We start from the raw sequence: 24,199 nt of genomic DNA, 5'->3' as shown, positions 1-24,199 counted from the left end.
GTATTCAAGGTAAAAATTATGAGACCTTGAGAAGAATTGATGATACTATAAATGCATGTATCGAAAACGGTATGAAACCTCAAGATTTATTTCTTACCGGTTCATATCTAATTAAAGTAGATGTATTAAATAATCTTAAGAAACATCAGGCAGCTCTTTCTTTATTAGAATAAGTATTGATATGAATAAATCGAGTAAAAAAGAGGAAAATCAAGTATTTGGACGAATTTTTACTCAAAAATCAAGAGCAAAGCTAGGACTCGGTGATGTTACTGAAGCTTAGAATACACTAAAAAAGCTAAAGCAATTTTCTTTAATGATCCAACTAGACCTAATAAAGAGGTTATTATATAACCGGATATAGATTTGGCAAAAACGTTTGTTGCTGAAGGGGACGAACTAGTGTTACTTAATCAAAATAAGGAGCTGGTAGATGCTTATGTTACTGCTGAAAATATATATTGGAAAACTATAAAGAAAATATGAAAAATGTGTATAAAATAAGTAATATGTATCTTGCAGCCGCTAAAGTAGTTGTACTTTACCTAAGAAATTTTGGTATGAAAAATTCTGTAATAATCAGATAGAAAAATTCGGAGCTGATTATCCGAATAGTATAAAAATTTTAAACCTTAAATGTGATGACTTGAATTAGTTAGAATTGTTTCTGATTAGTGCAATAAAAAAACCGGAAGCGGTAAGAATAATTCCAAGCCAAATAAAGCTCATCATTGGCTTGTAATATATTTTAGCATGAATTATATCGCCGTCTATATTACTTAAAACTGCGTAAAGATCATATGATAAGTAAGAATATATATCGCTTTCTTGTGATAAACTCTTTTCAACTATATAAAGCCTATTTTCCGGCTTTAATATAGTTATATTACGGCTATTATCCTCAAGCCAAAATTCAGCGATTTGTCTATAATAATTTTTACCTTGAGCGAACTTGATATTTTGCAATGTTACTTTAAATTCGTTAAATGTTTTACTTGTTCCTACTTCTCCGGTAAAATCCATTTCACCTTGTAATAATGAATTCATAGTGATGCTGAAAGCAACTAGTGCAAAACCAAAATGCCCAAGGATCATACTAGCAGAACTGGCTTTAAGTCTATTTCTAAAATAATTAGTTTTAACCAAAAGATAATGAATATTATGAAGCATCAAAAATATCGATGTGATTATAGTTAAAATCGATATAACACTAAATGTTACTTTTAATGATATTAAATAAGTAATTATTAGAGATAATATTAGAATTATAATATGTGTTTTAATAGAGCTGCTGGTAGTAAATAATCCTATAGTACAAAAAATAGGGATAACGAATATAATAAAATTATTAACAAAAAATGTTTCACTAATAATGATTGGTTTATCGTCAAATAAAGAGTAAATTGGTGGATAAAGTGTGGCAGCTATTAGCACAATAAGGCTAAGTAAGAAGAAAGTATTGCCAAGGAGTATGCATTTTTCTATTATTGTCATCCCGCGGCTTGACCGCGGGATCCAGTTAAAAGTATTATCAATTGTTTTTTGGATCCCGCGGTCAAGCCGCGGGATGACACCGAGTCCACCAATCCCCATAATCAAAAATATCCCAAGCAAGTATATTCCCCTCTCAGGTGAGAATGCAAAAGAGTGAATTGAAGTAATAAAACCGGAACGTACTAAAAAAGTACTAAATACGACTAACAGAAAAGTAGTAAGTGATAAAACCATAGTCCAGCTTTGCATACGTCCAGTTTTTGTTGTTACAATTATAGAATGATGTAGCATAATTCCGGATAACCAAGGGAATAGCGAAATATTTTCTACCGGATCGAAAAACCAAAATCCACCCCAGCTGAGTTCTCTATATGCCCACCAAGAACCAAGGCTAATTCCTATGGTAGTAAATAAGATACCGATATTGGAAAATATTGTGAGAAGTTTTATATCATTCCCACGTAGGCGGGAATCCAGTAAAAATTTTATAAAAGAAGCAATGGATGCCTGCCTACGTGGGAATGATATAGCGGCACAAACAATAGTAAAAGGCACTAAATAGCTGACATAGCCTAAATAAAGCAGAGGAGGATGGATGCTCAAAGCAATATCTTGTAGCATCGGGTTTAAACCTAACCCTTCTTTAGGAGCAAAAGAAAATACGTTAAAAGGATTGGAGGTAAAATAAATAAAACTGCTAAAAAGTAATTGTATAGTTGATAATATGATGATAGATAAAAGTTGAAGCTGTTTATCTTTAACTAAAAATATATAACAGCAACTAACGATTTGTAATAAACAAAACCATAATAACATTGAGCCTTCATGGCTCGACCAACTGCCGGCTATTTTATATATTAAAGGTTTTAAAGTACTGGAATTTAAGAAAACGTTTTGTAATGAAAAGTCAGAAGTGATAAAGGCATAGATTAGAGTAAAAAAGGCAAGTATAGCACATGAGGCCGTTATGTAAAAGAGGAGTATGGTTGTCACTCTGTGGTTTGACCGCGGAATCCATTTATTAATTATTTTGTTGGATCCTGTGGTCAAGCCACGGGATGACAAAGGTACATAAACAATCGATATCCCACTTAAGCACATCGTTGTTAGCAGTAAAAAATTACCGATTTCACTCACTGCTTATTGTTTCCTCGGTAGTAGGTAATACGGTAATTTTTACACTATCAATCTTATTGGCAATTTTCTTTAAAATTATTATTTTAAAGTTAAATATTTCAATTACTTCTCCTTGATTTGGAATTCTAGCAATTTTATGGATTATTAATCCTGCTATAGTGTTTGCATCCTCATCCGATAAATTCCAATCAAGTTCTCGGTTAATATCTCTAATAGTCGTAGTGCCTTTTATAATGAACTCGGTATTAGACTTCTTGATAATTTCATTATTAAGCCTATCATGTTCATCGGTAATAGGTCCTACGATTTCTTCTATAACATCTTCAAGAGTAATAATTCCCTGTAAATCGCCATATTCATCTACAACACAAGCAAAATGATTATTACGTTCTCTAAATGCATGTAGCTGGTCTACTACAAGTGCGTTCTCAGGGATAAACCAAGGTGGAGTTAGAAGTGTATTAATATCAACTTTTTTTGCATCATTATTATTTTCGTATAATGCCTTAAGCAAATCTTTTAGATTGAGAATCCCTATTATATTATCTCTATTATCTTGCCATAAAGGTATACGTGTATGAGTGCCCGATAATAAAGTTTTAATTATCACTTCATGAGGTAGGTCGATATTAAGGGCTATAATACTACTTCTGTGAGTCATAATTTCCGATACCGTCATATTACGTATATCTAATATCCCGCCGAGCATATTACGATCGGATTTATAAACTCCGCCTTCTTGGTGGTAATGCTCAATCACGCCTCTTACTTCTTCCGTTCCTGATATTTGAGGACTTAAATTAATACGAAATATGAAGCAAAATATTTTTGTAATGTAATCAAGAGCAATATTAATAGGTTTGAAAAGCTTTAAAAATATTACGATAGTTGAAGCCATTTTTAATGCTAATTGTTCAGATTTAGCAACAGCTATTGCTTTCGGTACTACTTCGGCAAAAACAATAATTATAAAAGCCATAACGCCGGAAGCAACAATAGGCCCATTATCTCCAAGAAAGCTAATAAAGAGAGTAGTAGCAATAGTAGTACAAACAGTATTGATTAGGCTATTACCGATTAGTAGGGTTCCTATGACTTTTTCTTTTTTCTTAAGAACCTCTAAAATTGTTTTAGCACGCTTATTACCGGTGATTTTAAGCTTATGAATCTTCCCTGGGGAAGAAGCGGTAATAGCAGTTTCGGTAGCAGCAAATAAAGCAGATAAGGCGATCATGATTATAATAACGATCACAAGTATGGTAGTCATTTTTGTTAAATATAAATTAACTATAAATAAATTATATTAGGAATTAGAAATTTTGCCTAATGTTTTTTTATTCTACTACGATAGAACTTCAAAAATTGGCTATGTCGTAGAGCTGCGGTACTCACGTATTAAGTCTACGATCCCTCGTCTTGTGGATTTCTTGCTCTTTTTAAAGTTGTATCAAGATACTACTTATTCTTATAAGAGTATATTAGAGTCGTCTAGAGTGATCATTTGTTTTTTGATTCTTCACTAATTCTTGAAATTTATTACTTGATTGCTGTACAGAATTTGTTTTTAACGGTCTCACGATTTCTTGTGCGTGCTGTTGCATTAATAATGTATTAGCTTGAGCCTTTCTTAAATTTATACCTTGTCCTTTAGATTCTTCAGTAGTTAGAATTTTTTGACCTTTAGAAAATTTTATTGCACTATCGCATATGAAAACTCCGCAATCATAAGTGTTTTCTTGTTGTTTGGTGTTTAGATCTGTTATTTTTGCACCAGGATAAACTTCGTTAATATATTCTGTTACTTTTGGACGAGATGTCAATGGTTCACCATAGGGGTCATTATAAATAAAGTTTATATTACCTTTATCATCTTTACTAGCCGTTAAGAGTAACCAATGTTTATGTCCTGTATTGAGCGGTATAATTGCAGATTTGTTATCTAATAGTAAACCTTCTCCTGTAGCATGAAGAGTATCTTTTAGTATTTCTGGCTCTTCTAAAGAGGCGTGATGAAATATAGAGAATTTATTCTTATCTATATTTGCTTCCAGTATATTTTTTATATCATCTTCAGTATATAAATACTCAGGTTGTTTGATATTTTCTATATTATAAATACCGGCTTGAGCTTTAGTATCTTCAGTATTTATAACCGGTGATGATTTTTTTTTAGGTATTTTTGGCTCTATTAGCGATTTAATTAATTGTTTTTCTGCTTGCAAAGATTCTTCATACATTTTTTGTGTAATTCCTAGTGCTTCCCAGGGTTTTGTATTACTCACAGAAGGTTGTTGCTCCGGTTGAGTTATAGAAGGGACAGCAACCACTTGCTGTTTTTGCGTCATTGCTTCCGTAGTGGGAGTTGTGGATTCTTGAGTTTTAGGCTCTTCTTTTTTGCCGAATATTGTTTCTTTAAAACTAGTTACTATATCTTTAAAATAGTTAAAAACTCTTCTCAAAAAAACTTGCTGTTGTGGTTGGTGTTCTTGTAGAGGTTCATATGGTGTTGTTTGTTCTTTTTGTATATCCTCAGCTCTATCATTTATAACCTTCTTTGTATTAAAATTAAAGTCAAGAGGATTTACCGCAGCTTTACCTAAATCTTTTTGAAATTGGCTAGATATTTGTGATACATATTTTTTAAAGTTTTCAGCAGCATTATTTGGATCTTTTAAGATTTCATTAATTTCAAGTTTCAATCCGTAAATTTGATCTTCAGAGGTAATACCGAATGTGGCAGTTATAAGATTTGTTGCGTCATCCGTAGAGATAGGCCAAGTTTCTATAATTACTCTACCACCTTGATTTTTAGCTGTTTTTATGAGTTTGTCTAACTTTGCTTTGTCAGGTATCGTACCGGAGAGCAGCTGGTCAATTTCATGATCATATACAAGATTGTTAAAAACAGATGTTACTACACTTATATCCGTAATTGTAGTGGTTTTATCTTTTGGTACTATACCATCGGTTATAGCTAAATTTTGATCTGTTTTATTTGTGAAAAAAACATGATCAACTTTTTCCATAACTTGCTTCCAATAAGCTTCCAGCTCAGGATTTTGGGTTAATGAATTATATTGATCAAAAGTAATAGTAGTTTTTATATTTAAATTTTGTGAATTAATTAAATCTTGTACCCTAAAAATTGGTTTTACATTATTATTGTTAAGTTGAATGTTAAAAATCGGTGTTTTGCCCTCTTTGCGGGATTTTTCTAAGATTTCCGAAAAAATACGTTCTTTATCGGATATATGTGATTCTTTATTAACTTGAAGCGGGATAATAGGTAGTTTATTTTGAGTTTCTTGCTTGTTTATTCTTTCTAATATCTGATCTTTATTGCCAAGTAAAAGAGTAAATATAATAGGCTCAGTCATTACTAACCTTTATTAAAAGAATCTATATATGATTATTAAAATTTTTGAGCTTTAAATCAAGTTATATTTAATAATCCGTGCTTTAGCTTATATAATTTATCCATTTTATGTGCTAACTCATGGTTATGTGTTACCATAATAACGGCGGTATTTTGTTCTCTTGCTACTTTTAAAAATAAATTAAATACTTCATTTGTGGTTTTGGGGTCTAAATTACCTGTTGGTTCATCCGCCAAAATAATTTTCGGCTTATTAATTAAACTCCGAGCTATAGCGATCCGTTGTTGTTCTCCTCCAGATAATTCTCCGGGCATATTATAGAGTTTTTTCCCAAGTCCTAAATCATCTAATATCTTTGTTGCATCTTCTATTGCTTCTTTTTGATCAAGACCACTAATAAGTCTTGGCATAATAACATTTTCAAGAGCGGTAAAATCTTTAAGTAGGTGATGTTGTTGATAGATAAAACCTAAATAATGAAGACGAATTAGATGATATTTTTGATACTTGCTATTTGGTATGATGACTTGACCGTTTGTAGGTTTATCAAGCAAGCCGGCAATATGTAGTAAAGTTGATTTGCCGCTACCTGAAGAACCTATTATAGCGATTAATTCACCTTCATTAACCGTTATATTAAGATCATCTAGTACTCTAACAATAGTTTTACCTTGGCTGTAATGTTTTGAGATATTTTTTAAAATGAGGACTGTATTATTCATATCTTAGGGCATCCACGGGATTTAATTTTGAGGCTCTATAAGAAGGATAAATTGTCGCAAGAAAACACAATATTATAGATAAAGAGGTAATTAAAATAATATCCTCAGCTCTTACTTTTGAAGGTAAACTATAAAGAAAATAAATAGCTGCTTCAAAAATTTTAGTACCTGTTATACGCTCCAAATAATTTTTTATAGTTTGAATATTATAAGAGAAAGTAACACCAAGGATTACACCTAGTGTCGTGCCAAGTAATCCTATAAACATTCCGTTATAGATAAAAATAAGCATTATTTGCTTAGTGCTTGCTCCCATAGTTCTAAGAATTGCAACATCTGAAGTTTTATCTTTAACAAGCATAAATAAGCTTGAAATAATATTAAATGCAGCAACCGTAATAATTAAAGATAGAATAGTAAACATAGCCGTACGTTCAACAGCAAGGGCACTTAAAAATTGTGAATTTAAGGTTTGCCAATTAAATACGTATAGGTTTGGACCTAATAATGATTGTATTTTATATGAATATGCAAGAGCTTTATCGGGGTCTAGACTATTAATTTCGATTAAATTAATATCGTCGCCGAGAGATAAGAAATTTTGTGCTGCGGTAAGCGGCATTAATATCGTTGTCAAATCATAATCATACATACCGCTATTGAAAATTGCGATAACTTTAAATTCTTTTGATCTTGGCATACTGCCAAAGGCGGTAGAAACTGAATTCGGTGAAATTAATCTAATCTTATCCCCAACCGTTACTCCTAAATTGCTTGCTAATTGTTCTCCAAGTGCTATTACGCTTTTGCCATGAAAATTATCAAAACTACCAAAATTTACATTTTTAAAAATTTCATTTCTTAAACTTAAATCCTTTAATTTCATACCTTTAACAAGCGCACCACTATTATTACTTTTACCAAGAGCTAGAGCTTGACCGTGAGCAATGAATGTTACATGTTTTACGTACTCTTGTTTTAGGAGTTTAGTTTTAATTTCTTCATAGTTATCAATACTACCGCCTTGCCGATTTATTACTATATCCCCATTTAACCCAATAATATTTTTAGTAAGCTCTATATGAAAACCGTTCATAACGGACATAACTACTATCAATGCTGCAACGCCAATCATTACGCCTACTAAAGAAAAGGCAGAAATAATAGAAACAAATTTTTCGTTTTTCTTAGCTTTAAAATATCTGAAAGCTATCTTGAAAATAAAATTGTTATTGATCATTTTTTACATCCAAACTGTCATTGCAAGGAGCGAAGCGACGCGGCAATCTAGTTTTTATTTCCTGCGATTGTCACGCTCCTTGTAGTCAGTCGCTCGCAATGACGAAACAAAGGCCTCTACACCCTATCAGAAATCTCAAAGACTTTATCGTACTTAAATAATTTAGGTAATGTTACTAACCCAAATAGCGTAACAATGGATATAGTAATGCCAAGAGCGGTAAAAGTACCGTTATATAAAAATCCTACTAATTGCAACCCAAATGCTGTTAAAATCAATCTAGCTGCAGTAAACATAGCCGTCATTCGAGCTTTGCCATCCGGAATAGCTTCTAAAAGCAGTGGCCATAATATGTTAATCGGATATATCACGCCAAGAGATAATAATAAAGTAACTATTGTTATAGTTAAAGGATTATTAATATTATAGATAACTAATATACTATTTCCTAGTAGGAATAGTATTATAAATATAACTCCAAAATAGAAGCAATTTCTAATGCCGAATTTTTTAAAACAATAACCGCTTGAAAAGCTCATAATTGAGAATAGGGCGGCCATTGCTCCTTGATAAAGTCCGTAATATTCTAAAGTTACACCTAAATTTTGCATATATAAAATAGGAGCAATCCCAATAAATATCCAATATCCTTGTGCAAGAAATATCATTGTAAGTATATAATATATAGCTTTTGGCGATTTGAAGATAGGTATATATTCTTTTAAGGAAATACGTATTTTTTTATTAACCTTTCTTTTCGGAATAAATAATATACCAAGAATTAGACTAATCAAACCTACTATAAGCAATAAAACAAAATTACCACGCCAGCCCCAAAATAAATTGACGTAGCTACCTATAACCGGTGCTATTGCCATAGAAAGTGCAATAGTGCCGTTTAAAATACCCATTAATCTTTGTTGCTCTTGTACCGAATAAATATCGGCAAGAACAACATATACTAGCACTGCAACCGATGATATCCCACATCCTTGCAAAAATCTTCCAAATAATATTGCTTCATAATTATTTGCAAATACACAAAATAAACTACCAAGATTAAAAATCAGTAAACCGAGTATAATAATCGGTTTGCGTCCGTACCTATCTCCTAAATTACCGACTATAAGCGAAGTAATACAATAAGCGGTTAGATTTACACCGAGTAGTAGTTCCGTCATAAAAGTTGAAAGGTTGAATGTATCTTGTATTTCAGGGAAGCTTGGAACGAATAAATCTATTTCCGCTCCGGCGAGTATTTCCATTATGATTACGGTAATAAGTAATTTCATAAGTAATTGTTAGTTTTAGGTTGCGTTGGACGATATCATTCCAGCGAGGCGTTGCTGCGTGGATCGATCCGATCTTTGTCACATCCTGCGATTTGATCGCGTGATCCAGTCTTTTTTAATTTTTTTCTGGATGGCCCGTGGTCAAGCAACGGCATGACAATAATTCATTTGTTACTGGATTCCTGCTTTCGCAGGAATGACAATGTATTGTTTTACTAAAGAAAGAATAAATGAATATTTATACTAGTCTAGCAATTTTTATTTATCAGGAGTATATACATGACACGATAACAGGAAGACTAAAAGGAAGTGAAAGCAGAAACTGCTAGTGATATATGTTAAGAATAATTATTACTAACATATGGGATTATTAACAAAATAAATATTAAAGCTAATTAAATTTACTTTTGCTGTAAATTATAAAACTTTTTTGAAATAGGATTAACTATTCTTTTAAAAATCTTATTAATTTTCGCTAAAAATTCTTTTTAATTATCAATTAGAATTATTTTGTTAACAGTTCCCTATCAATTTTAAAAATCAATTAAAATATTACTGATTAATTCCTAAAGCTTGTTTTTGAGCATCGGTAGTATTCTCCATTACCCACTTTTGGACATCAGGACTTAACATATTATACTGATCTGCTGTTAAGCTAGCAACCCAAGCTTGTTGATTGTCAGTACTCATAGCTTGTATTTGGGTTGTTGTAACTGAAGCTGGGTCAGGTCTTTGCATTGATGAAGCAAATACTGGGCTTGCGAAAGCTAAAATTAATAAAATTTTTAATAAACTTTTCATTTTGTAAACCTTTTTTATTTTGTAGTTACGATTATAACAAAGCTACAGTAGCTTTCAAGCTAAATTATATTAAACATTTAAATTTTTTATACTATAGAACTTTTATTGTAACAAATATATCAATTATATACTGTATTGTCATGTCCGTAAGGTATTGTTGAGTGGATCGGCTCATCTGTCATTGCAAGGAAATTGCATAGCAATTGACGAAGCAATCTAATAAAAAATTCTGATTTACAGAATTTTTTTAATCTTTTCCTAGGTTGCCACGCAGTCTATGACTGTTCGCAATGACGGGGTGTGGTATCCACGCAACAATAACATATCCCTTTATACTGTTAACTGTTCTCTGCAAATATTGCGATAGATTTCTGAGTTTTTAGATAAATTATTATGTGATCCTTCAGCAACTATTTCTCCTTTATCTACTACTAAGATATTATCAGCAGATTCTATACTACTAATCCGGTGGGCAATTGATATAATAATTTTTCCTTTCATTATGTTTCTTATAGAATTTAATAATTTTTGCTCGCTCATCGTATCTAAAGCACTCATTGCTTCATCAAGAAGTAGGATTTGTGGTTTATGTAGTAATGCTCTAGCAATAGCTATTCTTTGTTTTTGTCCTCCTGATAATCTAACGCCTTTTTCACCTATTTTAGCATTGATGCCGTCATGACGTTTAGCAGAAAATTCTTCTATTCCTGTAATTTTTAGTATCTCATTTATTTCGTCGTCGTTTGCTTCATTATTACCGAATATAATATTAGACCTTATAGTGCCGGAAAAAATGCTAGCTTCTTGAGGAACATAGGCAATTAATTTACGAATCTCAGTAGGATTTAAAAGAGTTATATCTTGATCGTTAATAAGAATAGTACCGCTTTCTTGCCGGTAAAAACGTAGCAATAACTGCATCAAAGTACTTTTCCCTCCGCCTGATCTGCCTACAATACCAACAAACTTATTAGAATTTATCTTAAAAGACATATTATTGATAATTCTTAAATTAGGTCTTGAATGATAGGTAAAATCAACATTTCTAAATTCTATTGATACTGCGTCGGAATTATTTAACTCTAAATAATTATTATGTGTTATAGGCTTCTTATCTATAATTGTAATTATTCGCTCAAGGGCTGTAACAGGCAAATGTATTTCGCTTAGTAGCTCAAAAATGCCGCCGCAGCTAACTCCGGCAATAATTGCATAATAAATAAACGATATAATTTGTCCTGGGGATAAATTACCTTTGACTATATCCAAAGCTCCAATCCAAACAACTAAAGTAATTGCAAGAAATATAACGGCTATTGAAATTGCAAAGAATAAAGCACGAATTTTTAAACGGGTTTTGCAATATGTTAAATAGTTTTGTAGTTTAGTATCAAAATCGGCAATTTTATTTGTTTGATTGTTAAAAACATAAATAGCTCTAATATTATTAAAAGTTTCATCAATATCTGATGCTAAAAGTGACTTAGATTCTAGAGCTTTTTTAGATAAAGCCTTAACATGCTTGCCGAATTTAATTAAAGGAATTAATAAGATAGGAATGGTAATAATTACTATAGAAGCGAGTTTAAAGCTTTCAAAAAACATTAAAGTAACACCGCCAATTAACATTACTGAATTGCGAATAAAAAAAGATAAGAAGTTAACTATGAGCGTAGATATTTGATCTATATCATTTGTTAGGCGTGAAATTATATCGCCAATTTTTAGTTCTTCAAACTCTTCAATTTCATAATTAATTAAATTGCTATAAGCCTCTTTTCTTATTTGATTAACTGCATTTTCAGCAATATTATTGATAAAATATGAACGGAAAAAACTAGCAATACTTAAGATGATAATTAATAAACAAATATATAATATAGATTTATCAACCGATAAAATATGGTCTTGGTTTAAGCCGTTATCAACTAAATGCCTAAAAACACTACCGATTAGTAATAATGAAGCTGATACGCTAAGTAAAGAAATCATAACGATGATCAAGTCTTGTTTATAGAACTTTAAATACTTAATCATTCTATATAAAGGTTTGATATCCATAAGAAAAAATGTCATTGCAAGTGACTCAAAGGAGTGTGGCAATCTCAGGACGTTTGTACTAGATTGCCGCGTCGCTTTGCTCCTCGCAATGACGGCAACAACCCAAAAATATGGGGCGAGTGACGGGTTTCGAACCCGTGACCCTCAGAACCACAACCTGATGCTCTAACCAACTGAGCTACACCCGCCATAAATTAACAACGTAAATTTAGATTATCAGAAGGATTTAGTCAAGAATATTATTGTATTAACATATATTATTTGACTTATAACTATATATAGTTACAATATAAATCAGTATATAAAACTTATAAATAAAGCTAAACAAAATCCTAAAGGATTAAGTTTTTCTGAATTTCATACTTTAATGACTAAGTGTAGTTGGATTAAAGATAGATAAAAAAGTAGCCATCAAATTTGGCGCTCACCCAAAGGAGATAGATTATCTATTCAAACTTTTGGAAATATGACAAAAGAATATCAATTGCAACAATTTTTAAATTTTGAAAAAGGAAATGAAGATGAAAACAAATGACGCATTTGACGGGTTTACTATAGAGCTTTTTAAAGATACGGATGGAGATTGGCTAGCAAGATTTGAAGAGCTATCGAACGTATCGGCTTTTAGCAATTCGCCTGAAAAAGCACTACAAGAATTACAACAAGCTTGGATTTTAATAAAAGAAAGTTATATAAGTTATAATCAATCTATTCCTTTAGCACCTTCTATAGGCAAGAGTACAGCGGGCAGTTTAATGTTAGAGTAGATAAACGTGTGCATCGAGCTTTAGTACTTGAAGCACTTAGAGCAAAAATTAGTTTAAATGCTCTAGTATCTCAAAAATTAACTTTATCGGTAAACAATGAAAAAAGCAGTTATTCTAGTTAGCGGTGGGGCAGACTCTGCTACGGTTCTTGCAATAGCAAGAGAAATGGGGTATGAAATTCATGCTATAAGTTTTAATTACGGACAACGTAATAATGCAGAGCTTCGGAAAGTTAAGGAGCTTATAAAAGAATATAACGTTAAGCAGCATAAGATTGTTGATATAGATTTACGAGCTTTCAGTGGTTCTGCTTTAACCGATAATAATATAGATGTTCCTCATTATCATGATGTAAAAGAACTACCTGAAGATGTGCCGGTTACTTACGTGCCTGCTCGTAATACGATATTTTTAAGTTATGCACTAGGGTATGCAGAAGTAATAGGAGAAAAAGATATTTTTATAGGTGTGCATACAAGCGATTCGGCAAATTATCCTGATTGTTGTCCTGAATATATTAAATCTTTTGAAAAAATGGCAAATTTAGCAACCAGTATGGGAATACAGGGTAAAAAAATTACTATTCATACGCCTTTAATTGATATGACTAAAGAGCAAATAATTAGAACCGGTCTTAAGCTTGGTGTAGATTACAAAAATACTATATCATGTTATGAACCTACTGAAGATGCTTCATCTTGCGGTAATTGCCTTGCTTGTAGGATAAGGCTTGATGCTTTTAAAAAGAATAATATACAAGACCCAATTAAATATGTATGATAAATACTGCTTGTATTTCAAGAATTGCTCTTTCATTTTATCAAGACTCGTGATGCTCACGTACTATGTGTACACTCCGCTCACTCGCCTATCAAAATATGAAATACAAGCAGTATAACAACTTGAAGTATTATGATAGATATAGGGTATTTATATGCTCCTTTTCCTGCACTTGATTTAGAAAATATAGTACTAAGGGAATTAGCGGAAAGTGATGTACAAGATTATTTTGATTATATGAGTAAGTCGGAAATGGCTATTTATATAACTGATAGTAATAGACCTAAAGACTTAGAAGAAGCTAGAGAAGAAATACATTATTGGTCTAGTTTATATAAAAATCATAGAAGCTTTTATTGGGGAATTGCCCTTAAAGACGATAATAAATTAATAGGTACTGCCGGTTTTAATCTAATAAATCTAGAACATCATAGAGCAGAGATAAGTTATGATCTAGATCCTAATTTTTGGGGTCAAGGTATGATGTTAAAAGCTATAAAGAATATTTTAAAATTTGCTGATTATATAGGCATTGTAAGAGTCCAAGCAACAGTAATTACTGATAATTTTCGTTCAATTAATCTTCTTGAGAGATGCGGTTTTGCTAGGGAGGGAATCCTTAAGAAATACGAAATAGTTGCAAATGAGCATAAAGATTATTATATGTATGGTAGGGTTGTATGAATTGTAACGTCATCCCGTGGCCAAGCCACGGGATGACAGTGAGTATAAACATAAAAAAGAAAATTAATGGTAGTAGAAGCTGATAAAAAAGAATTGATTTGTTCGTTTTGTAGTAAAAAACAACATGAAGTAAAAAAACTGATAGCAGGTCCTGCAGTATTTATTTGTGATGAATGTATAGATTTATGTACGGATATTATGAAAGAAGAAAGTAAAGTTGCGTTAAAGCAAATTACTTCTTCAATTCCAACGCCGCAAAAAATATGTGCAATTCTAAACGATTACGTAGTGGGGCAAGACCAAGCTAAAAAGATTTTAGCAGTAGCGGTTTATAACCATTATAAGAGACTTGAATATGTACAATCCGGCAATAATGACGTTGAGCTTAATAAGTCAAATATTTTATTGATTGGTCCTACCGGTTCAGGAAAAACTTTACTTGCTCAAACGCTTGCTAAAATTCTAGACGTACCTTTTACTATGGCGGATGCTACTTCTTTAACGGAAGCCGGTTATGTCGGTGAAGATGTTGAGAATATATTACTACGCTTATTGATAGCAGCTGAGTTTAATATAGCAAAAGCACAAAAAGGTATAATTTATATTGATGAGGTTGATAAAATTGCCCGTAAATCAGAGAATCCTTCTATTACACGGGATGTATCGGGCGAAGGAGTACAGCAGGCATTACTTAAAATTATGGAAGGAACAGTTGCTTCCGTGCCTCCTCAAGGCGGTAGGAAACACCCGCAACAAGATTTCGTACAGTTAGATACTTCAAATATCTTATTTATTTGCGGTGGTGCTTTTATGGGGGTTGATAGCATTATAACCTCAAGAACTAATCATAGTTCTATAGGTTTTGCAGCTAACGTAAATATAGATAAAGAGCAAAATAATAGTGAGATTCTTAAATCTCTAGAGATTGAGGATTTAACTAAATTCGGTTTAATTCCTGAATTTATCGGTAGGTTACCCATCGTTACTACTTTAGATGAGTTAGACAAAGAAGCTTTAATTACAATTCTCACTAAGCCTAAGAACGCCATAGTAAAGCAATATAAGAAACAATTTGAGCTTGATGATACTGAGCTTGTAATTGAGAATTCTGCACTAGAAGCTATTGCTGAAAAAGCTTTAGCTAAAAAGACTGGAGCAAGAGGGCTTCGTTCAATACTTGAGCATCTTTTGCTTGATAGTATGTATAAAGTTGCTGAGCTAAAAAAACAGCGTGTTACTATTACAAAAGAGGTAGTTAACGGCTTAGTAGAACCGATAATGACCTCTCTTATTTCTACAAAATCAAACAAAAAACAACCGATTATTGAAGATATACCGGCGTAAATATTGTTTCCTCTCTATGTAATTCTTACGGGCTTGCCTGCGTGTATCGAAAAACGCATTCGGTGTGTCATCCCGTGGGGCTTGGCCACGGTATCTAAAAAACATCTTAAAGTAGCAATAATTTTAGTATTTTTAACTGGATCCCGTAGTCAAGCCATGGGATGACACCGAATAGTTATCCTAAACTAGTATTATAACGGTTTAAATACCATTAAGAAAAAAATAATAATCAAACTGATAAATGCTTGCCAGCATAGGTAGAACCATAATTTAAATAATTTATAATATTTTTCCGGTAGGGGAGTTCGCTGCTTTCATGCTTCAAGTGCCATATTTCGTAATTGAATTTGAATCCATACCACCGGAAGCCAACAACTACCGGCGATTATGTATCCGATATAAGTTAAGATAAGCCATAAATTAGAATAATTATAGCCAAGCATATTTACTAATATTATGCCGCTAACCAGTTGAATTATCACAGTTGGAGTAGTAAAATGAAGATCAGCTATAACTGTAGTGCGAGCTGCATATGTCTTTGTATTCAAATCGCCGGTTTTATTTGCCCACCACATAAAAAAAGCGGTACCGATTCCAGTACCAAATAAAATAGTAGAGCTAATAATATGAATAGTTTTTATAAAAAGATAATCCATTATTTATCTCGTTCTATCGCCATTAATACTAAAGTAAGTAATATTAATTGGAATATTTTTAAATATCGGACCAAGAGCGGATCTAGCAACAATATTGGCTTAAGATATGTTAATAGTAGAGTATAAGTTAGTATTAATAAAATTTGTAAACTACATATTCTACTTATTTTTGATAATTAGTAGAATTCCAAAAATAATATCCATAAAGCAGCTTCCATATAATATGTAAGGTGTTATTTGTTTATTAAAGCCTAGTGATATTATAATTTGTATATTAGTATCATAAGAAAAAATGCTTAAAATAATTCCTGTCATTATCCAAAATAGCCCTAAGACAATTTTTATCACAGGTTTTAGCAAATAAATCCTAGCGTGCCATATGGCTTGTACGGTTAAAGGTTCGGTTGCAAAACCTTGTTACAAGTTTCTAGGGATTATAGAAGTAAAATCGATAAAATCTTTTTTATCAGTAATATTAGGTTGAAGTAATATATTATACGCAGTAGAATTAATGGGTCCTATTTTTAGAAAATTCCCTAATTTAGCTGCTATTTTAATGAATATTAGAGGAATTTTAATTAGTCTTCCAGGATTAACTCCGAGCCATCTTCTAAATCCAAGCAAGATATCCTTCATGGTCACTATTTCTGGTCCAACTATTTTTAATAATTTGTGGATTTTTCCTTCCATTTCTATACAGTGAATAATTACTTTCGTTAAATCATCAATATGAATAGGTTGAAATTGTTGCAAACCATCGCCTATTAAAGGAATAAAATACGGTAATGTTGCAAGATCCCTAAATAGTGAGGTACCACCGTAACAACCACTTACGTAAACAAGAGATGGCTGTAAAATCACCCAATCTATATTTTCTAATTTTTGTAAATATTCTTCAGTTGCTTTTCTAGTTAAAGCATAAGCAGTGTTTTTTTCATCATCTATTCCAAGAGCTGCAATATGAATAATTCTTTTTATGTTAGTAAGGGTACAAGCCTTAAATAGAGCCTGTGGACCATTGACATGAACATTTTCAATATTATTAGCATAACTAGACATTAATACACCTGATACATTAATAACTATATCTATGTTATTTAATCTATGTATCCAACTTTGTGGTGTTAGCTCTATATTCAAATCACAATATATCACTTCTGCAGTAGGGCATTTTTTACTGGTAGATTCAACATCTCTATACAGCATATTACTTCATAATTATTCTTTAATAACTCAGTTGTAATATATGATCCAATAAAGCCATTATCTCCTGTTATTAGTATTCTCATTATAATATAGACGATTTAGATGCTGACATTTTTTATGTCATTAATCAGATTCTGTTGCAAATAGAAGATAAAACAGGATATGTTATGTCCATAACTATTGTTTTGTAGTTCAAAACTTTTGTACCACAATACTCTTCTCTCTTATCATAAACCGGTGTTGCCTGTGTGTGATTTTAATGTTATCTCATAATAAAATAATTAAAGATTATAAATAATTATATATAAAAGATTTGAATAAATATTTAAGAGATTTTGATATTTTTTATTTTAACTTTAATATTTATTTAATTGAAATTATGAATAATAAACTAGAAGTAATAATAAAATATTATAATGATATATCAAATTTAGGCGTAAGATTATGGAAAACTACTACAGCACTTGCTAGTTTTAATTTAGGTGAGGTGTTAAAAATATGGTTCTGTGATAAGAATTTTAAAGATCTACCGCTACTCGATCAAAGTTTTATTTATACTCAGTATTTGGAAACCATGTTAAGTAAAGTAGCTGCTACGGGAAAGTATCAAGATAAGAATATCGATCATTCTCAATGGAGTAATTGTTTTGAAGCGATAAATAATCAAGATCATTTTTTATATCGCTATATAGCTAAAGCAATATTACTTACAAATACTTTAAATGTATCTTCCTCTTATGAAGCCGAGTTTAATATAGTAAAAAAATCTCATTTAAATTTTGCAAATTATCTTAATCCATTAGAGCAAAGTCTTATTAGAATAGAAAAAGCTACTGATAAATATAATGAAGATCATAAAATTGCTTCTTGGTTAACTGAAAAATCAGATTTAGTTGCAACCATTCAGGTAAAATAGCAGCTGCTTATGCTGCTCTTATAGCCGGTGTAATTGCTTTACGTTCGTATGTGATTGATGAAGAGGATGCTTCTTGGTATGAATTATGTGCTTTACCGACCACTAGCCTTGCGATGCTACAAATTTTATTATCTTTTCCAGGTATGGTCTTATCAAATAGACAAACTAAAGAGATTAATAATCATATGTTTCAAGCATTAGAAAATAACAATGAAAATGCTGAAGATATTAAATTTTTATTTAATTACACTCCAAGCTTTGCTAATGATGCCGTAAATACAACTGCGATTTGTTTTAGATATGCTGCTAATTTAGAGTTACAGCCTATCGATTTCTTAAATAATGATATTATTAATCGTATAATTATACGGCTTTGCGATGGTCTGCAGCTGCAGGAGTAGTAGAAGAACAAAGTAAAGTTACAAATTTTATGCAAAATAAATTAATTAAATTTGTGCATGATAAAATTGTACCAGCTTTAATTAAGAATAAGAAATTTACAGCTGAAGAAATTAAACCATATTTTCAGTTACTATATAAATATTCTAAACAGATAACAATACGCAAATAAAACTTCAGGCAATATATAATAAACTTACCGATCAAGATATAGATTTTAACAATATTGAATCAGACATTAGTACCTATCATGGATGGAAGAGTACTGTTATGTGTTCAGCAATAGCCACACTGATTTTAGATTATATCTGTTTGTATTTTCGTAATCCAGAATTAGAATTTTATGAAGATCCAATGTTTTATGTCTCCACTTCTGTTAAATTAATGCGTCTTGCTTCTTTATTAGTATCAACATATTGTGGCAATAAAGTTATAGAAAATATCACCGGCGAAAAATTAACTAATGATGTGTTTTTTCAAAAGTTTTACTATCATGATGCGGCAAGATTGACTGTAGCGGGTAGTACCCTTAATAATGTTTGAGTCTATTAAAGATTTAAAATTCTTAAGTCTGGCAACTTTAATAGATGTTTTAACAACTGCTATATCGGATTTAAATGTTGGTCAGGCAATTAGTAGTGTAGGTAAAAATATTGCTGAGAAAACCGCTACTACCCTTACTTGGCTTAATAAAATTGCCTCAGGCACAAATGGATGATACAGTGATTGATATTGAACCTACAGAAGAAGTACCATGTCTAGGTTCTATGGACATTTGATTAATTATGATGATTCTATTAAAAGTAGACAGAATCTAGTATAAAAAACTACAATATTACTAACTTCTTTTTAGAGTATTGATGCGTATTAAAAATAAATCAAAACTTGTGTTAATTTTTCTATTTATATTATTAGCAGTAATTTTACCAATATATTTTTATTAGAAATTTATGATCTAGTAAAAAATGGTATATATCGCAACGCTATATCAGGGGCTTTATTATAATTTTTTGCCCCTTTCATTACAGAAACAGTTAGAAAAGTACAATTATACCGTATAGCTTCCTAAAAATCCAAATGTTCCTTACAGAATTGCAATACTATGCAGACATGATCGTTTGGCCTGTATGAGAGGATACAGCAAGCAGTGAATAATCTTGGGTGGGAATCATTATTTATTTCAATAAGCACTAATATGCATCCGATAGATATTTTAAGAATGTATAGTATAGTTAGGCAATTTAATCCTGATTTTACTATATCTGCAGTTGATTTTGGTAAGGTTGGGGATATTAAGACACTATTTTATTTTACATTTTCCTTGTCTGAGAAATAATGCTAAATATTTGATAGATATTGCTTTGGTTCCCTATTATTGTCCTAAATCTATTAAATCTGATGGATTGCTTGCTGTTACGGATTTTAAAAAAATTAATCAATATTATGAAGATATTTCCATACCTATAATTGATTTCAAGTTTTCACGACCTAAAATAGAGTTTATTAAAATTAATTATTCGAGGTTATTTATGTGTGGTTATAATTGGGATAATACTCGCTCTGGTCTCAAATATAACAGATTATATAAACTACTTGATAAACGTAAGGATGTAGACATGTATGGTCCTAGAGCAGGTTGGTTACTGCTTAATTCCTATAGAGGCTTTATACCTTATGATGATCAGTTATTGGTTGATACAATAAGAAAAAGTGGTATTGGTTTAGCATTGCATTCAGAAGATCATATTATGGACAACTTTCCTTCCGGACGAGTTTTAGAACTTGTGAGTTCTTCAGCATTGGTAATTGTTGATGAAATACCATAGATAAAAGAAACTTTTGGTGATAATATACTATATATAGAAACTTTAAACAAATCTCCTGAGGAAATATACGCTCAAATAAATCAGCATTTAGAATGGATTAAGTCTCATCCTGAAGAAGCTTATGAAAATGTAAAAAAAGCTCATCAGATTTATCTCGATAAATTTACTATGGAACAAAACATTACACACGTAGCTAATATGCATAATAATATTGTAAGCCGGGAGCATTAGGGGGTAGAGAGTGTATAAAGTTATACTTATAATTTTTATGATTATTTGGGGAACAATAAATGTGTACGACTCTTTATTTATCCGTTTTTTTTAATTATAGATTTTTACCTGTAGCAAAAATTACTAAACTGGATGTTATTAGTGATGAAAACCTGCAGGTCGGTAAGTTGGAGATGAGTAAACATAAGGTTGTTTTTGCTGGCATTACAAGGAGTAATGCTCCTCATTTACCAAACTCAATGCGTCCTATAGAATATATAGGACAGTTTTTTCAGATTACGGAATAATAATTTTTGAAAATGATTCTATCGATTCTACAAAATTAATGTTAAACTTGTAGCAGTTAATAAATCATAAAGTAAAAATTATATCACAGGACTTTTTTAACCAAAAAAGACCTTCTATAAAGTTCCTAGAGGATATGATATAATAATTATTCTCGATATGGATATAGGTTACGGTATTGATATTAGTGGAATATTAGACAGTTTTAGCAAAATTGATCGTTGGGATGAAGCGGAATATTGAACCCTCAAGGGCAAATGTACGATGCTTTCGCATTTCGTAATGAAGAATTTTCTATACACCACATGAGTATAGCCTAAAAACAGGTAAGAGTTATTTTGATACGGAAAACCTTGCTTTAATGCAGAAAATATATCCTCCGGATTTAGATTTACTACCGGTAAATTCGTGTTTTAAGAGTCTTGCCATATAAAAGCCAATTCTTCGAAAACTGTTTTTACGATTCTATAAAAGAAGATTGCGAACATGTGTATCTGCATAAGTGTATGCGTTCTAAGCATAATGCAAGGATATTTATGAATCCAGCACAAATTATCCGTTATGAGCATTATAGTTAAAGTTATAGTATACCTCTATAATTTTTCTTCTATTTGTGGTGGATTTGCTGCTTCTATTTCGATAATCTCAGATTTAGAGGAAACGATTTGATAACGCTCTAAGGTAGCAGGCATGGCTTTATTCCCTGAATCAATGCCAAGCTTGTTAATGTTCTTCACTCTTGACATAAAATTACGATTAAACGAGGCAGCAAATTTATCATAATTAGTAACCATATTTTGTAGATTATTACCGATCTTTTGAGAATAATCAGCCATAGTACCTATAGAGTTTAATAGCTTTCTTACTTCTTCAATGATTACCTTATAATTTTCTGAACGACGATGATCAGTAATTTGAAATTTTGCAAATGATAGCATATTCATAAGCCCAGCAGGTCCTACGGGAAAGATATTACAGCTCCAAGATTTTTGTAAAAATTCAGGGTCGGCTGCAATGACTTTCTCGACCGCTTGTTCAGTGGGTAAAAACATTAAAGTAATAACATTGTTAAAACTCTGATCCTTTTTGTTTAGATTAGTTAAAATATTTGCAGCGTAGTCTTTATTAGCTAGAGATTTTAAATGATAATTCATAGTTTTGCTAAGATTCCCGCTATTATCCTGCTCATCAACTAGAAACTTTGAAGCTTTGGAATCAATGACCATTAAATTATCGGAAGGAAGAAAAATAAGAGCATCAGGTCTTAGCTTCCCGCTATCTGTTGTAGTGAGACCGTATTGCATAATGAAATCTAGGTTAGGACGTAAGCCTGATGATTTTAGGATATTCTCAAGCGTAATTTCAGCAAGTAACCCCGCACCGATAGGAGAAAGTAGCGACTGTTTTATCAAATCAACCGTACCTTTTGATTGTTCTATATCTTTATGTAATGCTCCTACCATAGTAATCAACCTCTCAAACTCGCTATTAAATTTTCCTGAAGCAGTAGCGATATTTTTCTCGGCCAGCTCTCTTGCCGCCGTGTTTTCCATTTTATGTATCTCTATTAATTGCTTAGACAAATCTTTCCCAAGGTCAAATAAAGCAGCTTTAGCCGATGAAAATGATTCTTCTCTTATTTTTTCTGAATCCTTAATAGTCTGTTCTTGATATTCTACTTTGCACTTCAATTGCTCAATTTTTTGCAAACATCCTATTTTTTCTTGGTTCAATAATTGGTTGTTATTGCTAATTTCTAAATTCTGCTCTGATAAGAATTGTAGTTGCGTTTTTAAGGTTTTAGTTTTTACATAAAACCAGATGATTAAAGTTAGTAAAATAAGCAGAATCGCTGCGGTAACCGGTAATAAATAAGGCATATATTTTGTAATTCATGTGACCATTTCGTTATAAATATTGGAACAGTCTTAACCATTTCGACATTTACTTATCATATTTTTATGAATTTATAGCATTACCCGTAGATTGTCATCCTAGCTAACTTGATCGCGGGATCCAGTTAAAAAATACTAGTATTTTTTATTATTTGTATGGATACCGTGGTTAAGCCACGGTATGACAGCGGTGGGGTGCAACACTTATAGAGATATTATAATGGATAGGTTATATAAAAAGCAAGTTGAAGAATATCTAACAAATTACGGTAAACTTGTATTTATAAGCGGAGCAAGGCAGGTAGGAAAGACTACAATATCAAAACAAGTAATCAAGCCTAATCACAATTCAATTTATCTAAATTGGTATTATCTTGAAGATAGAAATAAAATCTTAAATAAACATACAGAACTTTTTGAAAAGTTACTTTCTACTATATCTGATAAGAAAGCATGTTTAATATTAGATGAAATTCATAAATATAAAGATTGGAAAAATCTTGTAAAAGGATTTTATGATAAATTCGGAGAACATATTGAATTTATTATAATAGGTAGTGCTAAATTATATATATAAAAGGCGACGATAGCCTAATGGGGCGTTATATAAATTTAACCGTGCATCCATCATCGGTATCTGAAATAGCTAAAAATTTTGATAATAACATTGATTATATAAAAAGCCCTAAAAATATCACTATAGATGCATTTGAAGTTTTAATAAATTTTGGAGGATTTGCAGAAAGTTATTTAAAAGCAAGCACTAAATTTCATAGAGTATGGAGTAATCAAAGATTCGAGCAATTATTTAGAGAAGATGTAAGAAATACTGAACATATAAACAATATTTATGCGTTAGAATTACTTGCTACCATTATACACGAACAAGCCGGTTCATTAATAAACTATACAAATCTTGCTAACAAAGTTAGGGTTTCAGACCAAACAATAAGAAGATGACTACTCTTTGCTAGAAAAGCATTATTATTGTTTTACCATCAAACCTTGGTCTAAAAATGTTGTAAGGAGCTTGATAAAAGAGCCAAAAATTTACCTTTGGGATTGGTCGCAAATAAAAGATATAAG

At 31.4% G+C, this 24,199-nt stretch carries 25 protein-coding genes, 1 tRNA gene and 3 pseudogenes; 14 read left to right on the top strand and 15 right to left on the bottom strand.

From position 1 onward, the window contains the following. Window positions 1-651: 651 nt before the first annotated feature. The 10 genes and pseudogenes from A452_RS0105275 to A452_RS0105235 all read right to left on the bottom strand — a co-directional run bounded on the left by A452_RS0105275 (window position 652) and on the right by A452_RS0105235 (window position 12,312). A complete protein-coding gene (locus A452_RS0105275; RefSeq protein WP_410524394.1) occupies window positions 652-2,508 on the bottom strand; it encodes a heme lyase CcmF/NrfE family subunit in 1,857 nt (618 codons plus the stop codon). 115 nt (window positions 2,509-2,623) lie between these two features. Continuing rightward, the gene (locus A452_RS0105270; RefSeq protein ID WP_025999582.1) at window positions 2,624-3,898 is read right to left on the bottom strand and encodes an HlyC/CorC family transporter; all 1,275 of its coding nucleotides are present in this window, start codon (window positions 3,896-3,898) and stop codon (window positions 2,624-2,626) included. Between the two features lie 211 nt (window positions 3,899-4,109). Continuing rightward, window positions 4,110-6,008 carry a Ulp1 family isopeptidase gene (locus A452_RS0105265; protein WP_014412392.1) on the bottom strand — a complete coding sequence of 633 codons (1,899 nt, stop codon included), beginning with the start codon at window positions 6,006-6,008 and terminating at the stop codon, window positions 4,110-4,112. 56 nt (window positions 6,009-6,064) lie between these two features. Continuing rightward, complete coding sequence (locus A452_RS0105260; RefSeq protein ID WP_014412393.1) at window positions 6,065-6,730, bottom strand: ABC transporter ATP-binding protein; 666 nt, start codon at window positions 6,728-6,730, stop codon at window positions 6,065-6,067. Then, window positions 6,723-7,970 carry a lipoprotein-releasing ABC transporter permease subunit gene (locus A452_RS0105255; protein ID WP_014412394.1) on the bottom strand — a complete coding sequence of 416 codons (1,248 nt, stop codon included), beginning with the start codon at window positions 7,968-7,970 and terminating at the stop codon, window positions 6,723-6,725. Before A452_RS0105255 ends, A452_RS0105260 begins: the two co-directional genes overlap by 8 nt. 116 nt (window positions 7,971-8,086) lie before the next feature. Continuing rightward, window positions 8,087-9,262 (bottom strand): multidrug effflux MFS transporter, encoded by a 1,176-nt coding sequence (locus tag A452_RS0105250; RefSeq protein WP_014412395.1) that lies wholly within the window; start codon window positions 9,260-9,262, stop codon window positions 8,087-8,089. A gap of 552 nt (window positions 9,263-9,814) precedes the next feature. Continuing rightward, a complete protein-coding gene (locus A452_RS0105245; protein WP_014412396.1) occupies window positions 9,815-10,063 on the bottom strand; it encodes a DUF2673 domain-containing protein in 249 nt (82 codons plus the stop codon). Window positions 10,064-10,251: 188 nt separating this feature from the next. Further along, window positions 10,252-10,335 (bottom strand): annotated as a pseudogene (locus A452_RS13060) (lytic transglycosylase domain-containing protein); the annotation flags it as partial. 58 nt (window positions 10,336-10,393) lie between these two features. Continuing rightward, complete coding sequence (locus A452_RS0105240) at window positions 10,394-12,124, bottom strand: ABC transporter ATP-binding protein (RefSeq protein ID WP_017208635.1); 1,731 nt, start codon at window positions 12,122-12,124, stop codon at window positions 10,394-10,396. A 111-nt stretch (window positions 12,125-12,235) separates the two neighbouring features. Continuing rightward, window positions 12,236-12,312, bottom strand: a tRNA-His gene (locus A452_RS0105235). A gap of 333 nt (window positions 12,313-12,645) precedes the next feature. Between A452_RS0105235 and A452_RS08525 the strand changes: the two are divergent. From A452_RS08525 to clpX, 4 genes and pseudogenes are all read left to right on the top strand, one after another. Beyond that, window positions 12,646-13,013 (top strand): annotated as a pseudogene (locus tag A452_RS08525) (toxin-antitoxin system HicB family antitoxin). Further along, window positions 12,988-13,671, top strand: coding sequence for a 7-cyano-7-deazaguanine synthase QueC (gene queC / locus A452_RS0105225; RefSeq protein ID WP_014412398.1), 684 nt, complete (start codon window positions 12,988-12,990; stop codon window positions 13,669-13,671). The pseudogene A452_RS08525 and the gene queC overlap by 26 nt, the downstream one beginning before the upstream one ends. A 132-nt stretch (window positions 13,672-13,803) precedes the next feature. Then, window positions 13,804-14,355, top strand: a complete 552-nt coding sequence (locus tag A452_RS0105220; protein ID WP_014412399.1) for a GNAT family N-acetyltransferase — start codon at window positions 13,804-13,806, stop codon at window positions 14,353-14,355. Window positions 14,356-14,421: 66 nt separating this feature from the next. Next, window positions 14,422-15,699 carry an ATP-dependent Clp protease ATP-binding subunit ClpX gene (gene clpX, locus A452_RS0105215; RefSeq protein ID WP_014412400.1) on the top strand — a complete coding sequence of 426 codons (1,278 nt, stop codon included), beginning with the start codon at window positions 14,422-14,424 and terminating at the stop codon, window positions 15,697-15,699. A gap of 191 nt (window positions 15,700-15,890) precedes the next feature. On the opposite strand, the pseudogene A452_RS12200 reads toward clpX, so the two are convergent. The 4 genes and pseudogenes from A452_RS12200 to A452_RS12185 all read right to left on the bottom strand — a co-directional run bounded on the left by A452_RS12200 (window position 15,891) and on the right by A452_RS12185 (window position 17,644). After that, window positions 15,891-16,355: pseudogene (locus A452_RS12200) on the bottom strand (DUF2269 family protein). A 159-nt stretch (window positions 16,356-16,514) separates the two neighbouring features. After that, entirely contained in the window at window positions 16,515-16,670 is a 156-nt protein-coding gene (locus A452_RS12195; protein WP_231289991.1) for a DoxX-like family protein, read from the bottom strand. Between the two features lie 102 nt (window positions 16,671-16,772). Continuing rightward, window positions 16,773-17,561: an NAD-dependent epimerase/dehydratase family protein gene (locus tag A452_RS12190; RefSeq protein ID WP_014412402.1), complete on the bottom strand. Its 789-nt coding sequence runs from the start codon at window positions 17,559-17,561 to the stop codon at window positions 16,773-16,775. Next, window positions 17,507-17,644, bottom strand: a complete 138-nt coding sequence (locus tag A452_RS12185) for an NAD-dependent epimerase/dehydratase family protein (protein ID WP_014412403.1) — start codon at window positions 17,642-17,644, stop codon at window positions 17,507-17,509. The genes A452_RS12190 and A452_RS12185 overlap by 55 nt, the downstream gene beginning before the upstream one ends. Before the next feature lie 230 nt (window positions 17,645-17,874). Here A452_RS12185 and A452_RS13055 point away from each other — a divergent pair, with 230 nt between their 5' ends. The 8 genes from A452_RS13055 (at window position 17,875) to A452_RS0105165 (ending at window position 21,220) form a co-directional block, all read left to right on the top strand. Beyond that, entirely contained in the window at window positions 17,875-18,477 is a 603-nt protein-coding gene (locus tag A452_RS13055) for a hypothetical protein (RefSeq protein WP_017208634.1), read from the top strand. 50 nt (window positions 18,478-18,527) lie between these two features. Continuing rightward, complete coding sequence (locus A452_RS13050; RefSeq protein WP_017208633.1) at window positions 18,528-18,878, top strand: hypothetical protein; 351 nt, start codon at window positions 18,528-18,530, stop codon at window positions 18,876-18,878. Continuing rightward, on the top strand, window positions 18,851-19,048 hold the full coding sequence (locus tag A452_RS13045; protein ID WP_231289993.1) for a hypothetical protein: 198 nt from the start codon (window positions 18,851-18,853) through the stop codon (window positions 19,046-19,048). Before A452_RS13050 ends, A452_RS13045 begins: the two co-directional genes overlap by 28 nt. 98 nt (window positions 19,049-19,146) lie before the next feature. After that, window positions 19,147-19,419: a hypothetical protein gene (locus A452_RS13040; RefSeq protein WP_017208631.1), complete on the top strand. Its 273-nt coding sequence runs from the start codon at window positions 19,147-19,149 to the stop codon at window positions 19,417-19,419. Continuing rightward, a complete protein-coding gene (locus tag A452_RS13035; RefSeq protein WP_017208630.1) occupies window positions 19,412-19,594 on the top strand; it encodes a hypothetical protein in 183 nt (60 codons plus the stop codon). The genes A452_RS13040 and A452_RS13035 overlap by 8 nt, the downstream gene beginning before the upstream one ends. 429 nt (window positions 19,595-20,023) lie before the next feature. Then, window positions 20,024-20,212 carry a hypothetical protein gene (locus tag A452_RS0105175; RefSeq protein ID WP_014412404.1) on the top strand — a complete coding sequence of 63 codons (189 nt, stop codon included), beginning with the start codon at window positions 20,024-20,026 and terminating at the stop codon, window positions 20,210-20,212. A 10-nt stretch (window positions 20,213-20,222) separates the two neighbouring features. Further along, window positions 20,223-20,702, top strand: a complete 480-nt coding sequence (locus A452_RS0105170) for a hypothetical protein (protein ID WP_014412405.1) — start codon at window positions 20,223-20,225, stop codon at window positions 20,700-20,702. Window positions 20,703-20,992: 290 nt separating this feature from the next. Next, on the top strand, window positions 20,993-21,220 hold the full coding sequence (locus A452_RS0105165) for a hypothetical protein (protein ID WP_014412406.1): 228 nt from the start codon (window positions 20,993-20,995) through the stop codon (window positions 21,218-21,220). A 591-nt stretch (window positions 21,221-21,811) separates the two neighbouring features. Here the strand turns inward: A452_RS0105165 and A452_RS0105155 are convergent. Continuing rightward, window positions 21,812-23,098, bottom strand: coding sequence for a DNA recombination protein RmuC (locus A452_RS0105155; RefSeq protein WP_014412408.1), 1,287 nt, complete (start codon window positions 23,096-23,098; stop codon window positions 21,812-21,814). A 235-nt stretch (window positions 23,099-23,333) separates the two neighbouring features. On the opposite strand from A452_RS0105155, the gene A452_RS12160 reads away from it, so the two are divergent. Continuing rightward, the gene (locus A452_RS12160; protein ID WP_017208629.1) at window positions 23,334-23,690 is read left to right on the top strand and encodes an AAA family ATPase; all 357 of its coding nucleotides are present in this window, start codon (window positions 23,334-23,336) and stop codon (window positions 23,688-23,690) included. A 17-nt stretch (window positions 23,691-23,707) separates the two neighbouring features. Continuing rightward, a complete protein-coding gene (locus A452_RS12155) occupies window positions 23,708-24,073 on the top strand; it encodes an ATP-binding protein (RefSeq protein WP_017208628.1) in 366 nt (121 codons plus the stop codon). Window positions 24,074-24,199: the final 126 nt, after the last annotated feature.

The sequence above is a fragment of the Rickettsia australis str. Phillips genome, from assembly GCF_000273745.1.
GTDB classification, from domain to species: domain Bacteria; phylum Pseudomonadota; class Alphaproteobacteria; order Rickettsiales; family Rickettsiaceae; genus Rickettsia; species Rickettsia australis.
The sequence above is the reverse complement of the archived record's forward strand: the minus strand, read 5'-3'. Positions and strand labels throughout refer to the sequence as shown.